Below are 14,503 nucleotides of genomic sequence, written 5' to 3' on the forward strand. Positions count from 1 at the left end.
TGGCGCGGCACGCCCGGCTTGCCCTGGCTGATGCGGCGGTACAGCGCCTGGGCACGGCGAACTTCGTCGGCGCTGGGCTTGACCCGCACTGACTCGAAGCCCACCACGCTGCTGCCTTCGTAGATCGGCGTGACGTAGGCGTTGACCCAATAGTGGTCGCCGTTTTTCGAACGGTTCTTGACGATGCCCATCCACGGCAGGCCTTGCTTGAGCGCACTCCACATGTGCGCAAACACCGCCGGAGGCACATCGGGATGGCGCACGATGTTCTGCGGCGCTCCGATCAGGTCATCACGTTCAAAACCGCTGATATCGACAAAGGCATCGTTGCAATAAGTGATGTTGCCTCGGACATCCGTGGCGGAAATGAGTTTTTGCTGAGGCGCGAGGGAAATCTCGCGCTGTGTTACGGGCTGGTTGTTGCGCATTCGACGGCTCCCTGAATTACCTGAAGGTCATCGGCACCACATCGGATAAGTTGATGACTGATTGTCGGACGGTATTCAGGGAGCGAAGCATGGGCTCAAGGACGCGAAGCAATCTCATCCAGATGTTGCAACATATCCAGCGGGTCTTCATAGACGCGCAGGGCGCCGGCGCGCTCAAGCTCACCGATGTCATAGCCGCCGGACAACAGGCCGATGCCGGTGGCTTTTGCACGACGCGCGGCGAGCATGTCCCAGACCGCATCGCCGATCACCAGGCACTCATCGATCGGCACCTGCATGCGCTCGGCGGCGGTGAGGAACAGGTCCGGGTCGGGCTTGCCGTACTTCACGTCGTCGCGGGTAATGATGTTGACCTGCTCGATATCCAGTTGCAGGGCCTTGAGGTTGATCTTGGCGGTATCGACACCGCCGCTGGTTGCGATGCACCAGTTGAGGCCGGCCTCGCTGAGGGTCTCGAGCAACTGCAGCGCACCGGGGAGCGCAATGATCTGGCCCTGCAAGCGTGCGTAGGCCTCGGCATGCAGGTCTTCGAGACGTCGGGCTTGCGGCTCGCTGATGTCCAGCCCGGTTTCCCGGGACAGCGACTTCAACATCAGCCCGCCGCTCATGCCGATCCTGCGGTGAACGCGCCACATCGCCAAGGGGATGCGTTCGGCGTCCAGCGCTTCTTTCCAGGCGGCGACGTTTTGATAGACGCTGTCGGTCAGGGTGCCGTCGAGGTCGAAGATAAATGAAGTTTGCGGTCGCATGGGGCTGTTCTCCAATCAAAACGGGGTGATGGGATATCAGCTTGAGTGACATCACGTGGCTTGGAGTGCCCTGGAGTTTGGGGGTTCGATTTTTCGCGCGGCGCTGCGCATAGCGCAAAAGCCTGAACTTTGCGCGCAAACCCCTCATAATGGCGGCCATTTTGTCTACCCGTTATTCTGGTGTGCCCCCATGGAAATCAAGGTCAACTTTCTCGACAACCTCCGGCTCGAAGCCAAGTTCGATGACTTCACGGTGATTGCCGACCAGCCGATCCGCTACAAAGGCGATGGCTCGGCACCGGGGCCTTTCGATTACTTCCTGGCGTCGTCGGCGTTGTGTGCGGCGTACTTCGTCAAGCTCTACTGCAGCACGCGCAACATTCCCACGGACAATATCCGCCTGTCGCAGAACAACATTGTCGACCCGGAAAACCGTTACAACCAGATCTTCAAGATCCAGGTGGAATTGCCGGCGGATATCAGCGACAAGGACCGCCAGGGCATTCTGCGCTCCATCGACCGTTGCACGGTGAAGAAAGTGGTGCAGGCCGGGCCTGAGTTCGTGATCGAAGAGGTCGACAACCTCGACGCTGATGCCCAGGCGCTGTTGATGCCGGCTGCTGCCGGGGCGACACCTACCTACATCGCCGGCAAAGACCTGCCGCTGGAACAGACCATTGCCAACATGTCGGCGATCCTGGCCGGCCTGGGGATGAAGATCGAAATCGCCTCGTGGCGCAACATCGTGCCCAACGTGTGGTCGCTGCATATCCGCGACGCGCATTCACCGATGTGCTTCACCAACGGCAAGGGCGCGACCAAGGAGGGCGCCTTGGCGTCGGCGCTGGGCGAGTTTATCGAGCGGCTCAACTGCAACTTTTTCTACAACGATCAGTTCTGGGGTGAGGAACTGGCCAATGCGCCGTTCGTGCACTACCCGGACGAGCGTTGGTTCCAGCCAGGCCCCGATGACGAACTGCCCAGCGAAATCCTCGATGCGTACTGCCTGAAGATCTACAACCGCGACTTTGAGCTGCGTGGCTCGCACCTGTTCGACACCAATTCCGGCAACGAAGCGCGCGGTATCGTCTCGCTGCCGTTCGTGCGCAAATCGGACGGCGAGGTGGTGTACTTCCCATCCAACCTGATCGAAAACCTCTACCTCAGCAACGGCATGAGCGCGGGCAACACCTTGGCCGAAGCCCAGGTGCAGTGCCTGTCGGAGATCTTCGAGCGCGCGGTGAAGCGCGAAATCATCGAAGGTGAGTTTGCCCTGCCGGACGTGCCGGCCGAGGTACTGGCCAAGTATCCGGGGATTCTCGCCGGGATCCAGGGCCTGGAAGCCCAGGGTTTCCCGGTACTGGTAAAGGACGCGTCCCTGGGCGGTGAGTTCCCGGTGATGTGCGTGACCTTGATGAACCCGCGCACCGGCGGCGTATTCGCCTCCTTCGGTGCGCACCCAAGCCTGGAAGTGGCGCTGGAGCGCAGCCTTACCGAACTGTTGCAAGGCCGCAGTTTCGAAGGCTTGAACGACCTGCCGCAGCCAACCTTCGAAGGCCAGGCGGTGACCGAGCCGAACAACTTCGTCGAGCACTTCATCGACTCCAGCGGGGTGGTGTCGTGGCGCTTCTTCAGTGCCCAGTCGGACTATGAGTTCGTCGAGTGGGATTTTTCGGGCGAAGGCGAAGACTCCAATGCCCAGGAGGCCGCCACCCTGTTCGGCATTCTTGAAGGCATGGGTAAAGAGTCCTACATGGCGGTGTATGAACACCTGGGCGCGACTGCGTGTCGGATCCTGGTGCCGGACTACTCGGAAATTTACCCGGTGGACGACCTGATCTGGGACAACACCAACAAGGCGCTGTTTTTCCGCGCGGACATCCTCAACCTGCACAGCCTGGATGACGCCGAGTTGCACGCGCTGGTCGAGCGCCTGATCGAAAGCGAGCTGGACGACTACACCGACATCACCACCTTGATCGGCATCGAGTTCGACGACAACACCGTCTGGGGCCAGCTCACCATCCTGGAGTTGAAGCTGCTGATCTTCCTGGCCTTGAAGCAATACGAAGAGGCCAAGGAGTGCGTGGAAATGTTCCTGCAGTACAACGACAACACCGCCGACCGCGGCCTGTTCTACCAGGCGATGAATGCGGTGCTGGAGATGGAACTGGACGACGAATTGGACCTGGCGGACTACGAAGCCAATTTCCGCCGCATGTTTGGCAATGAGCGCATGGACGCGGTGATTGGTTCGGTCAACGGCAGTGTGCGTTTTTATGGCTTGACGCCGACCAGCATGAAGCTGGAAGGGCTGGAGCGGCATCAGCGCTTGATCGAGAGCTACAAGAAGCTGCACGGGGCGCGTGCCAACCTGGCTTCAAGCTGACGCAAATCCCCTGTGGGAGCGGGCTTGCTCGCGAATGCTGAGTGTTAGTCGACAGATTAATCGACTGATCCACCGCATTCGCGAGCAAGTCGAATCGTCGCACCGCCGCTCCCACATTTGGATCTCTGCTGTCTGCGCTGTTTATATATGGGCCAAGGCCTGGGCCAGGTCGGCACGCAGATCTTCCAGATCCTCAACCCCCACCGACAGCCGCACCAACCCATCACCAATCCCCAACTGCGCCCGCGTGGCCGCCGGGATGCTCGCGTGGGTCATGATCGCCGGGTGTTCGATCAGGCTTTCCACGCCGCCGAGGCTTTCGGCCAGGGCGAATACCTTGACGTTTTCCAGGAAGCGCCTCGCGCCGGCCAGGTCGCTGTTCAGGTCGATGGAAATCATCCCGCCAAACCCGTGCATCTGTCTGCATGCCAGCTCGTGCTGCGGGTGCGTTGCCAACCCTGGGTAATAAACCCGCGCCACTTGCGGTTGCTGTTCCAGCCAGGTGGCCAGTTGCAGGGCGTTGCTGCAATGGCGCTCCATGCGCAGCGCCAAGGTTTTCACGCCGCGCAGGGTCAGGAAGGCGTCGAAGGGGCCGGCGATGGCGCCGACCGAGTTCTGCAGGAAGCCCAGGCGCTCCGCCAGCGCGGGGTTGTCGCCGACGATGGCGATGCCGCCGATCACATCGGAGTGGCCGTTTAGGTATTTCGTGGTCGAGTGCACCACCACATCAAACCCCAGCTCCAGTGGACGCTGGACCCAAGGGCTGGCGAACGTGTTGTCGGCCACGCAGAGGATGCCGCGATCACGGCAGATGCGCGCAATGGCGTTGAGGTCGGTGAGGCTCAACAGCGGGTTGCTTGGGGTCTCGACCCAGACCATGCGGGTGTCGTCCTGCAAGCTGGCTTCAAACGCCGACGGATCACTCAGGTCGACATAGCTGAAGCGGTGCCCGGCGCTGCGTTGGCGTACCTTGTCGAACAGGCGGAACGTGCCGCCGTACAAGTCATTGCCGGACACCACGTGGGCGCCGGCGTCGAGTAATTCCAGCACCGTCGAAATCGCCGCCAGCCCGGAGGCAAACGCGAACGCCTGGCTGCCACCTTCCAGGTCCGCCACGCAGCGCTCCAGGGCAAAGCGCGTGGGGTTGTGGGAACGGCCATAGTCGAAACCCTTGTGTACACCGGGGCTGTCTTGCAGGTAGGTGGAGTTGGCGTAGATCGGCGGCATCAGCGCGCCCGTGGTCGGGTCAGGAGATTGCCCGGCGTGGATCACACGGGTGGCAAATGCGCTTTTTTCAGGCTGGCTCATGCGAGGGACCTCCGTAGATGGTTGAGCAGGTCGACGCGGGTGATCAGGCCGTGGAAGCCCGAGGCGTCGGCAATAATGGCGACCAGGCCGCGATCCAGCTCTGCCTGCAACTCGCCCAGGCTGGCGCTGGGGGGCAGGGTGCGCAGGGAGTCGGTCATGGCGCTGGCGACGATCATGTTGAAATGCGCGGCGTCATGGTGCAGGCCCAGCAGGATGTCGGATTCATCGATCACACCGACCAGTTCGCGGCCGTCCACCAGCACCGGCAGTTGTGAAACGTCCGCCAGGCGCATGCGCTGGAACGCGGTGAGCAAGGTATCGTCAGGGCTGACGCTGATCACGCGGCCGTCTTCGAAGCGCCGCGCGATCAGGTCACGCAGGTCGCCGTAGTGCTTGTATTGCAGCAGGCCCGCGTCGTTCATCCATTGGTCGTTGTACACCTTCGACAGGTAGCGCGTTCCGGTGTCGCAGACAAAGGTGACCACGCGCTTGGGCTCGGTCTGTTCGCGGCAATAGCGCAGGGCCGCGGCCAGCAGGGTACCGGTGGATGAACCGCCCAGAATGCCCTCGGCCTTGAGCAACTGGCGGGCGTGATCGAAGCTTTCCTCATCGCTGATGGAATAGGCGTGGCGCACGCTCGACAAGTCGGCAATCGACGGGACGAAGTCCTCGCCGATGCCTTCCACGGCCCACGAACCGGGCGTTTCCAAGCGGCCGCTGCGGCTGTACTCCGCCATCACCGAGCCGACGGGATCGGCGAACACCATGGCCAGCTCGGGCTGCACGCGCTTGAAAAAACGGCTCAGGCCCGTGAGCGTACCGGCCGAGCCGACACCCACCACAATCGCGTCCAGGTCATGCTGGGTTTGCGCCCAGATTTCCGGCGCGGTGCTGGTCTCATGGGCCAGCGGGTTGGCCGGGTTGTTGAATTGGTCGGCAAAGAAAGAATCGGGAATATCCTTGGCCAGGCGCGCGGCGACATCCTGGTAATACTCGGGATGGCCCTTGCCCACGTCCGAACGGGTGATATGCACCTCGGCGCCCATGGCCTTGAGGTGCAACACCTTTTCCGTGGACATTTTGTCGGGCACCACCAGGACGACGCGGTAGCCCTTGGCCCGGCCGACCAGCGCCAGGCCCAGGCCGGTGTTGCCGGCAGTGGCTTCGATAATGGTGCCGCCGGGGCGCAGGCGGCCGTCACGTTCGGCGGCGTCGATCATGGCCAGGCCGATGCGGTCCTTGATGGAACCACCGGGGTTTTGCGATTCAAGTTTGAGAAACAGCGTGCACGGGCCGGTATCGAACCGGCTGACCCGAACCAGCGGTGTGTTGCCGATCAGTTCGAGGACGGCGGGGCGGGGAAGGCTGGGCATGTCGTCACCTGAATACGGATGGGATGGACAGCAAACGGCAAAGCATGGGATCGACGATAGGCCGGGATCGGGCAGGTCGCAACCGGACAGTCCGCAGGCTGTCTTTTTTTGGCGCATTGCCGGCCAGGTTTGCCCGTGGCGGCCTGATAGTCGATCGAGCCCTGTCAGATGTAAGTCGCTCAAATGTGTGTGTCGAGCCCCAGCGAGGCTGCGAAGGCGGCGGTATTGCTGGCATTTTCTTCGACTGACACTCCGCTTTCGCAGCCTCGCTAAAGCTCGACAGCTCCCACAGGGTATCGGCTTTTGTCGGTTGGATTTGCGGCGTAGCGACTGGCGACCTTTTCAGCAGCACCGCAGCTCAACTGTGGGAGCTGTCGAGCCCCGGCGAGTCTGCGAAGGCGGCGGTATTGCTGGCATTTTTTTCGACTGACACTCCGCTTTCGCAGCCTCGCTAAAGCTCGACAGCTCCCACAGGGGATCGGCTTTTGTCGGTTGGATTTGCGGTGTAGCGACTGGCGCCTTTTTCAGCAGCACCGCAGCTCAACTGTGGGAGCTGTCGAGCCCCAGCGAGGCTGCGAAGGCGGCGGCAATGCCAACGTATTCGTCGCCTGACACACCGTCTTTGCAGCCGCCGTTGCCGATCATTGCATTCCAGCGGCCTCTAGACGGGCCTTTGATAGAAGTCGGCGAGTTCATCCCGGGTCATCGCTCAAGCCCTGCGCGCCATCAACAACACCGTCGCCGCCGCCGACAACAAGCCCGCGCAGCAGCGATTGAACAGCCGCTTGCCACGCGGCTCGGCAAACCAGCGACGCATGTGCAGTCCCATGTAGGCGTACGCGCTGATGGCGACCCACTCCAGCAGCAGGAACAACGCCCCCAACAACGCGAATTGCGCAGTGATCGGCTCGCCGGGCACCACGAATTGCGGCAAAAAGGCGGTGAAGATCAGGATCGCTTTTGGATTGCCCGCCGCCACTAGAAACTCCTGACGCGCCAACGCCCACACGCCCACCGTGGCCGTAGCCGATTGCTCTTGCACCTCGGGATTAGCCCGCCACAGCTGGTACGCCAAGTAAAACAAATACGCCGCGCCCAGGATCTTGATCCCGTAGAACAGCAACTCCGAGGTTTGCAACACTACCGCCAGGCCGGCCGAGGCGAGGGCGATCATGCCGGCGAAGGCCAGCAGCCGGCCTATACCGGCCAGGCACGAGGTGCGGTAGCCGTAGCGGGTGGCGTTGCTGACGGACAGCAGGTTGTTAGGGCCTGGCGCCATGTTCAGGGCGAAGCAGGCGGGGAGGAAGAGGGCGAGGGTGGTGAGGTCCATGGCGGCTCCGGGTTCGCGTGGGCGGGAGATGCGAGGATAAGGGCAGTGGAGGCGGTTGGACAACGTGCGCGTTGGGACTTCGACGACACCAACGCGAGCGGACCGCAGAATCGAAGCAGTTTTCAGATTCCGACGCTTTCTGCTCACCAGAACAACATCCTCAATGCCAACGCGATCACGATTGTATTGAAAACTGACTCCATCCATTGGTCGCCCTTCTTTAGCGCGAACTTCGCGCCGGCATCCGCACCCAATAGCGTGCCAATAACCAGGCAACCTCCGTACGGCCAGTTAATGATGCCATTTACGCCGAAGATTATAAGTGAGCCCGCCGAGAGGATGAGCCCGCCGACTTTGCGGGTACCCACCGATTCGCTGATGGTTTTTCTGAAGAAGATAATGAATAGATACGTCGAAAGTTTGGCTTGTCCACCGAATAACCCGCCGATCATTCCTACCGGCATGACGAGGATATAGCCAAACAGACGCCTGATCGCTGAGGGAGGTGTTTCGCTGCCAGAAGGTTTTTTTATCAGGGACAGTGCGACGAGCAGCAATGTCAGCGCGCCAATGACTTTGTGCAGCAGTGCTGGATCTATTTGAAGGAGCAGGCTCGCTCCTCCCAGAGCGCCGGCCAGCCCCAATGCCGCAGCCGGAACGGCCAACGCATAATCGACCTTTCCTTGAGTATGAAAGTGTCGCAGTCCGGCAACCATGGTTCCTACCGAAGCCAGGCGCGCGGTAGCGATCGACGACTGGGCCGGAATTCCCAGCCAGATCATCACCGGGACGGTTAAAAAAACACTCCCTCCCGTGTTGGTCCCAAAGAACCCCGTTATTATTCCGAGGAGAACCAGACCGACGCCTGTCAACCACTCATGACCCATCATGTTGAGGTGCTCGCATTGCTGTTCTGGGAATCGGCGGTCACATGAAGCTTTGCGGGTTGTCCCGATTTCGAGCTACTGCGCCGTTTGCGACGCTGCACGAATCACATCCGCCGCCATCTGCTCGGCACTGCTCATCCCGTCAACGCGTATGATCGGGACCGTCTGGCATGATAGCCACGCCTCGTGCCGCGCTCGGTTGCGTTCTGGAAAGTTCGGGTCGTCATACTGCGAAGCCCATTCCCGAAAGGCCACATGTATTTCATGCATGTCACCACCCGGTGCGATCCGGTCTCCAAACTGCGCGTTTTCACGTGCAGCTAGCCGTTCAAGGCGAACAGTGGTAGGGGTCACAACGAATACAATCAGATCCGCATCGCCAATCAACGCATCTCCCCAACCCATGCAGGAACCGCTCAGCACCCAATCGCCGCTACCGAGTGCTTGCTGCATCAATGACACACGATCACGGGGTGGACGTTTGGTTGTAAACGGTGGGTCCGTTGGTATCCAGTAGAAGTGATCGACATCGACCTGGCGTATATCAAGCTGCGTTGCGAGGTTTCGACCCAGGGTGGTCACGCCTGCGCATGAGGCGCCGGTGATGTAGATCCGCATTTTTCCTCCATTTGTCATGCTGGCTATCAATTTGCCGCTGAGTGTTGTGATGCCAGACACCTAGCCACCCATGCTCAAAACACCCTCTTGATTGCGACGCACGTCCACTAGCTCATCTTCCATCTCGCCAGCAAAGAAGCCACAGGTATACGAGGCGGTACCGTCGGGCTCAATCCAGATATCAAACACTTTTGAAGGGGTGGCACTTTCAACCGCTCTGGCAGCCATGACTTCTACTGCACTCAAATCTGCGATCACCCGCCGTGGAGTCTGAAAGCAAATAATGCCCAGACCAAATGTCCCAGCCAGCCGCGAGGCTGAAATCGGCGCACTGGAAATCGGGGTGAATCTGTTCATCTAAGCCGAAGCCTGGAGATCCGATCCGTTGGAATCCGTGATGGTTGATGAGCCTGTCGGCCAGCGGGTGCCAAAACGCGTCAGGCATCTCGTTGAGGTTCAGGGTCAGGTGACCATTGGCTGCGGTCTGAAGGGTTAGGCTCATGGATCACCGTTCAATCTGCTCGAGGAGTGCTCACGCATTCGCAACGCTACCGCTGCACGGTCCAGACCACCAGTTCATAGCCACCGGGATCGGTGAAGTGAAACCTGCTGCCATGTGTAGAGCGGCGAGTGTAACGTAAGTTTATTTCTTGATGAATGCGGGAGCTAAGGCGGCAGCCTAGTGCATTGCCTTGCGCCGCCGGTCTGCCTCAGACTCAGCGCACAATCGATTGTTCAGGGAAGCATGGAATGGCACTCAGGGTGATGGTGATCGGTGGCTACGGCAACTTCGGCAGCATCGTTTGTCGGCATTTGGCGCAAGCGACGGGCATCGAACTGGTGATTTCGGGACGCGACCCGCATAAGCTGCAGCGCAAACTCGATGAGCTGAACGCGCAGTTCGATACCGTTTACGAAGGCTGGTGTGGCGATGCCATGGGAGCCGGGTTCGCTGGCGTTCTGCGGTCGAACGGCATTGGGTTGGTGATTCATACCGGTGGCCCTTTTCAGGGGCAGCCCTATGCTGTTGCCCAGCACTGCATCGAGGCGGGCGTGAACTACTGCGACCTGTCCGACTGCCGCATCTTCGTCAATGGCGTGGGCGCGTTGGATATGCAGGCCAAGCAGACGGGCGTGGCGATACGCAGTGGCTGCAGTTCAGTGCCGACGCTGTCGTCCGCGATCCTCGATCAGTACCGGTATCGCTTCTCGCGCATCGACTCAATCGAACACGGCATTTCTTCCTCGGCCAAGATGCCGGGCCTGTCGACGGTTGAAGGTGTGCTCGCCTATGCGGGTAAACCGATCAAGCAACTGCGCAATGGCCAGGTGCATGAAGTGATGGGCTGGCAAGACCTGAAGCTGCGCAAGTTGCCTCAGCTCGGCACGCGGGTGCTGGCCAATGTGGACGTGCCCGACATGGATATATTCGCCGGCCGGTATGGCGCCCACACCTTGAGTTTCAAAGCGGGCGCGGGACTCAAGCTGGGCGGCGTCGCCAACTGCGTGTTGGCCCACGCGCTGCGGGTTGGGATAGTGCGTGATCATCTGGCTTGGGCTGCGCGGCTGCATCGGCTGGGCACCTGGTTCGAACGATTGGGTGATGGCAAGAGCGCGATGTACATCGATGTTCAGGGCTTGGGTGCCGATGGCCTTCCCTTGTCGCTGGCGGTGCAACTGACCGCCTTGAATGATAAAGGCCCGCAAATCCCCAGCTGCGCCGCTGTCGCGCTGGCGATCAAAATCGCCCAAGACTACTTGCCGGAACCCGGCGCGCGGCCGTGCGTCGGCGAAGTCACCGTCGACGAGTACCTGACAGCCATCAACGACCCGGCGAACCTGAGCCTGGAGGCGCGTTTCTCTGACGCGCATGCCACGCCACTGCACACAACGCCAGCCCGGCCACATTGAGCGACACAGGATTGAACGCCGCCCTGAGCATCGCTGGGCTGACCACCGCCACATCCACCAGCAGCCCCGTCAATGCCGTCGCCGCCACCGCGATCGGCCAGGCGCTGCGTGGCGAAAGCACGATCCATAACGCCAGGGCAATCTCCCCAACACCCGCCAGCGTCGCGAACAACTGCACCTGCTCGATCCCATGCGCCTGCATCATCGACCGCTCATCCGCGCTGAGCCACAGCAGCTTCGGCACCAGCCCGTGGTAAGCGAACACGAACGCCAGGCCGCCTCGGGCGATCCAGTTGATACGCGCCAAGGCGTTCACAGCGGTCCCTTCAAAAAGCGCTGCTCATGATCCGGGTGTGGCAAGAGGCAGGTGTCGTATCGGCCGAAGAGCCGATAGCGGTTGCGTGCGACGCGGTCGTAAACCCAATCCCGAAGCCTGCGCGGAATGGCGCGCAACAGCAGCAAGGGACGCCAAGCGGCGGGCAGTTGCGCGATGATTTCGAACACCGCGTCCGAGCGCACCCAATAGTGCTGGTCGCGGATGACCGCCAGGGTGTCGAACTGATCCAGTGGTAACCCCGCCCAGGCCAGCAAGGCTTGCCCCTCGGAGGATTGCACGGCTGCCAGCTTTATTCGCCGTTGGTGGTCATGGCGAATGAGGAACCTTGCCCAACCGTTGCACAGCTTGCACACGCCGTCGAATAACACCACGGTCTCGCCGGGCTGAAGCAAAGGCGCGGGGGAAGGGCGGGTTTGGGTTGTGGCCATGAGCGTGGGTCCAGTGCGGTCGATTAGCCTGGATCATACCCGGGTTCTGAGTGATTCGTGGGAGCTGTCGAGCCCCAGCGAGGCTGCGAAAGCGGCGGCATTGCTGGCATTTTCTTCGCCTGACCCACCGCTTTCGCAGCCTCGCTAAAGCTCGACAGCTCCCACAGGGGATCGGTGTCGAACAGCCCCGCGCATTCATGAACCTACCGCGAGACCAACGCCGCTGTGCTTTTTTCCTCTGTGCCCACCTCATGCAGGGAAATCCGCGAGGTTTCCGGCAACGCCAACCCGCCTGCCAGTGCCAGCAACGCCACCGCCATCAGGTAAAACGCCGGCGACAGATTGCTGCCGGTGGTGCTGATCAGCCAGGTCGCGACCAGCGGCGCGGTGCCTCCGAAGAGTGTGTAGGCCATGTTGTAGGTGATCGCCGAGGCGGTGTAGCGCGTGCGGGTCGGGAACGTTTCCGATAACAACGCCGCCGTGACCACCCCGCACAACACCGCTCCCACCGCCAGCAACATCACGCCGACAATGGACGCCGCAAACGAACCGGAACTGGCCATCAGGAATGACGGGTACACCACGACGATCAACAGCGTGCACGCGGTCATCACCGTGATCCGACGCCCCACACGGTCCGAGTACAGCCCCGCCAGCGGGCAAATCGCCGCGGCAAAGATCAATGCGATCAGCGACACCAGCAAGGCCAACGCCCGGCTCAGCCCGCCCGCCACTTGCAGGTACGTCGCGAAGTAGGTGGTGAACATATAAAACGACAGTGCCGTCAACGACACAAAAGCGCCCAGGCAACAGATCGCTGCACCATGGTTGCGCAAGGTGTCTTTGAGCGGGGAGTGGGCGACCGCGTGTTCCTGTTTCACGGCCTCAAAGGCCGGCGTTTCATCCAGCTTCCAGCGCAGATAAAGCCCCACCAGGCCCAGCGGTGCGGCGATCAGGAACGGCAGGCGCCAGCCCCAACTGCCCATCGCCTCGGCGGACAACGACGCTTCAAGGGCGTACGCCACCACGGCTGCGGCGGCGAAGGCGGAAAACGTCGACACCGGCACGAAGCTGCCGTACCAGGCGCGTTTATCACTGGGCGCGTGCTCCATCAGGTAGGCGCAGGCCCCGGCGTATTCGCCCCCGGCCGAGAAGCCTTGGGCGCAACGGATCAGCGACAACAGGATCGGCGCCGCGACGCCAATTGCGGCGTAAGTGGGGAGCAGGCCGATCAAGGTAGTGGCAGCGGCCATCAGCAGAATCGTCATGGCCAGCGTGCGTTTGCGGCCGATCCGGTCGCCGAGCATGCCGAAGAAAATACCGCCCAAGGGCCGGAACGCAAAGGCCACGGCAAACACCGCAAAAGTTTTCAGCAGCGCCGCGCTGGCATCGCCGCTGGGAAAGAATTGCTGGGCGATGGTGGTGGCGAGGAAACCGTAGACGGCGAAGTCAAACCACTCGACGAAGTTACCGATGCCGGCGGCGATAATGACTTTTCGCAGGGTTTGGGGACTGACCTGTTCGGTGGATGGGCTCGTCATGGGGAAGGCCTCGGTGTGGCGGGGGGATGACCAATTATCCGGGCCCGCGCTCGGGCGACGGGCCCCAAAAGAGTCGTCCGCATAGTCAGCAGCGACTTGCTGGCATTGGAGCAGGCAGGAATCGGGCCAGGCCTGGCGCGGGGATGACGGTTACCGAGGCGCAGGCCGAGGGGCCTTGCGATACGTCAGCAGCACAATCCCCGTGACGACAATCACACCTCCGGCCAACTGCCCGGCGCTGAGCATTTGATCGAGCACGATCCAGCCCATCAGCAACGTCGCCAGCGGCTCAATGTTCATCACCGGTGCGTTGCGCGGCATGTCCAGGCGCGGTACCGAGATGAACAGCACGATAAACCCGGTCCCATACAGCACCACCAACGTGGCCAGTGCCAGCCAGCCGGTGCCGGTCGTCGGCGGGTTCAGGCCGCCCGGCAGGGCGCCACCCAAGCCGGCCAGGTTGACGCTGCTGAACACGATGAAAATCGTCAGCAGGCTGCGCACCGAACCGCGGACCTGGGACAACTTGTGGTCGGTGATCCACAGCGCGCAGGCGAATGCACAGGCGGCGCAGAAGGCCAGGCTTACGCCGAGCAGCCACTGCGGGCCGAGTTCGGTGTTGCTTGAGAGGCGGCCTGGTACATCAAGGACGAACACCAGACCCACCAGGATCAGGCCCATCAGCAAGGCGGTGCGAGCGCTAGGACGCGGGCCGCCGCATGCCCAAGTGAGCAGTGCCAGCAAGATCGGGAACACATTACCCACCAGCAGCGCCAGCGCGACCGGAACACGCGCCACGGCGGAATAAAGGCACAGGCTTTGGGTGGCGATGAGTACGCCCAACAGTAGTTGCCAGCGCCACGCACGTGGCGGCAGGCGCAGGCCTTGGCGCTGCCACAGCACCAGCACGGCCAGCACCAGCAAGGTGCCGCCTGAGCGCAACAGAATGGCCAATAGCACACCGGCGCCATCGTCGAACGCTACGCGCGCGGCGATATGGTTGCCTGCAAAGGCGCAGCCCATGCACAGCAGGATCAACACGGCGACTTGGCGGGAGAAGGGAGCGGGGGCAGGGGGCGTCATGGCAGGCTCGAGCAGTTGGCGCCACCGTCGTGGATGGCCGATTATTTTAAGTTGTCGTACAACATTGCGAGGGTTTTGTAGCGCGTTTTAAGCGAAGGGG

General features: G+C 61.5%; 14 protein-coding genes and 1 pseudogene. 2 read left to right on the forward strand and 13 right to left on the reverse strand.

Going from position 1 to position 14,503, the window contains the following annotated elements; translation table 11 throughout:
- Positions 1 to 161: 161 nt before the first annotated feature.
- A pseudogene (locus ACLH0H_RS24465) lies at positions 162 to 428 on the reverse strand (PAS domain-containing protein); the annotation flags it as partial.
- A gap of 95 nt (positions 429 to 523) precedes the next feature.
- Positions 524 to 1,198: an HAD family hydrolase gene (locus ACLH0H_RS24470; RefSeq protein WP_411379991.1), complete on the reverse strand. Its 675-nt coding sequence runs from the start codon at positions 1,196 to 1,198 to the stop codon at positions 524 to 526.
- A 190-nt stretch (positions 1,199 to 1,388) separates the two neighbouring features.
- On the opposite strand from ACLH0H_RS24470, the gene ACLH0H_RS24475 reads away from it, so the two are divergent.
- Complete coding sequence (locus ACLH0H_RS24475; RefSeq protein ID WP_411379992.1) at positions 1,389 to 3,587, forward strand: OsmC domain/YcaO domain-containing protein; 2,199 nt, start codon at positions 1,389 to 1,391, stop codon at positions 3,585 to 3,587.
- 141 nt (positions 3,588 to 3,728) lie between these two features.
- Here the strand turns inward: ACLH0H_RS24475 and ACLH0H_RS24480 are convergent, their stop codons facing one another.
- The 7 genes from ACLH0H_RS24480 to ACLH0H_RS24510 all read right to left on the reverse strand — a co-directional run bounded on the left by ACLH0H_RS24480 (position 3,729) and on the right by ACLH0H_RS24510 (position 9,460).
- Positions 3,729 to 4,895: a cystathionine gamma-synthase gene (locus ACLH0H_RS24480; RefSeq protein ID WP_411379993.1), complete on the reverse strand. Its 1,167-nt coding sequence runs from the start codon at positions 4,893 to 4,895 to the stop codon at positions 3,729 to 3,731.
- Positions 4,892 to 6,268, reverse strand: coding sequence for a pyridoxal-phosphate dependent enzyme (locus ACLH0H_RS24485; protein WP_411379994.1), 1,377 nt, complete (start codon positions 6,266 to 6,268; stop codon positions 4,892 to 4,894). Before ACLH0H_RS24485 ends, ACLH0H_RS24480 begins: the two co-directional genes overlap by 4 nt.
- 540 nt (positions 6,269 to 6,808) lie before the next feature.
- Positions 6,809 to 6,964, reverse strand: a complete 156-nt coding sequence (locus ACLH0H_RS24490; protein ID WP_411379995.1) for a hypothetical protein — start codon at positions 6,962 to 6,964, stop codon at positions 6,809 to 6,811.
- Between the two features lie 13 nt (positions 6,965 to 6,977).
- Entirely contained in the window at positions 6,978 to 7,598 is a 621-nt protein-coding gene (locus tag ACLH0H_RS24495; RefSeq protein ID WP_411379996.1) for a LysE family translocator, read from the reverse strand.
- Between the two features lie 143 nt (positions 7,599 to 7,741).
- Positions 7,742 to 8,488: a sulfite exporter TauE/SafE family protein gene (locus ACLH0H_RS24500; RefSeq protein WP_411379997.1), complete on the reverse strand. Its 747-nt coding sequence runs from the start codon at positions 8,486 to 8,488 to the stop codon at positions 7,742 to 7,744.
- 72 nt (positions 8,489 to 8,560) lie between these two features.
- Positions 8,561 to 9,103, reverse strand: a complete 543-nt coding sequence (locus ACLH0H_RS24505) for an AAA family ATPase (protein WP_411379998.1) — start codon at positions 9,101 to 9,103, stop codon at positions 8,561 to 8,563.
- Between the two features lie 60 nt (positions 9,104 to 9,163).
- A complete protein-coding gene (locus ACLH0H_RS24510; RefSeq protein WP_411379999.1) occupies positions 9,164 to 9,460 on the reverse strand; it encodes a hypothetical protein in 297 nt (98 codons plus the stop codon).
- Positions 9,461 to 9,853: 393 nt separating this feature from the next.
- Between ACLH0H_RS24510 and ACLH0H_RS24515 the strand changes: the two genes are divergently transcribed.
- Positions 9,854 to 11,014, forward strand: coding sequence for a saccharopine dehydrogenase NADP-binding domain-containing protein (locus ACLH0H_RS24515; RefSeq protein ID WP_411380000.1), 1,161 nt, complete (start codon positions 9,854 to 9,856; stop codon positions 11,012 to 11,014).
- On the opposite strand, the gene ACLH0H_RS24520 is transcribed toward ACLH0H_RS24515, so the two are convergent.
- The 4 genes from ACLH0H_RS24520 to ACLH0H_RS24535 form a co-directional block, all read right to left on the reverse strand.
- On the reverse strand, positions 10,926 to 11,330 hold the full coding sequence (locus ACLH0H_RS24520) for a DoxX-like family protein (protein ID WP_411380001.1): 405 nt from the start codon (positions 11,328 to 11,330) through the stop codon (positions 10,926 to 10,928). The two genes, ACLH0H_RS24515 and ACLH0H_RS24520, sit on opposite strands and share 89 nt — an antisense overlap.
- A complete protein-coding gene (locus tag ACLH0H_RS24525) occupies positions 11,327 to 11,779 on the reverse strand; it encodes a thiol-disulfide oxidoreductase DCC family protein (RefSeq protein ID WP_411380002.1) in 453 nt (150 codons plus the stop codon). Before ACLH0H_RS24525 ends, ACLH0H_RS24520 begins: the two co-directional genes overlap by 4 nt.
- Before the next feature lie 203 nt (positions 11,780 to 11,982).
- Positions 11,983 to 13,320, reverse strand: coding sequence for an MFS transporter (locus tag ACLH0H_RS24530; protein ID WP_411380003.1), 1,338 nt, complete (start codon positions 13,318 to 13,320; stop codon positions 11,983 to 11,985).
- Positions 13,321 to 13,470: 150 nt separating this feature from the next.
- Positions 13,471 to 14,403 (reverse strand): EamA family transporter, encoded by a 933-nt coding sequence (locus tag ACLH0H_RS24535; protein WP_411380004.1) that lies wholly within the window; start codon positions 14,401 to 14,403, stop codon positions 13,471 to 13,473.
- Positions 14,404 to 14,503: the final 100 nt, after the last annotated feature.

This window comes from Pseudomonas sp. MPB26, assembly GCF_046605355.1.
GTDB classification, from domain to species: Bacteria; Pseudomonadota; Gammaproteobacteria; order Pseudomonadales; family Pseudomonadaceae; genus Aquipseudomonas; species Aquipseudomonas cedrina.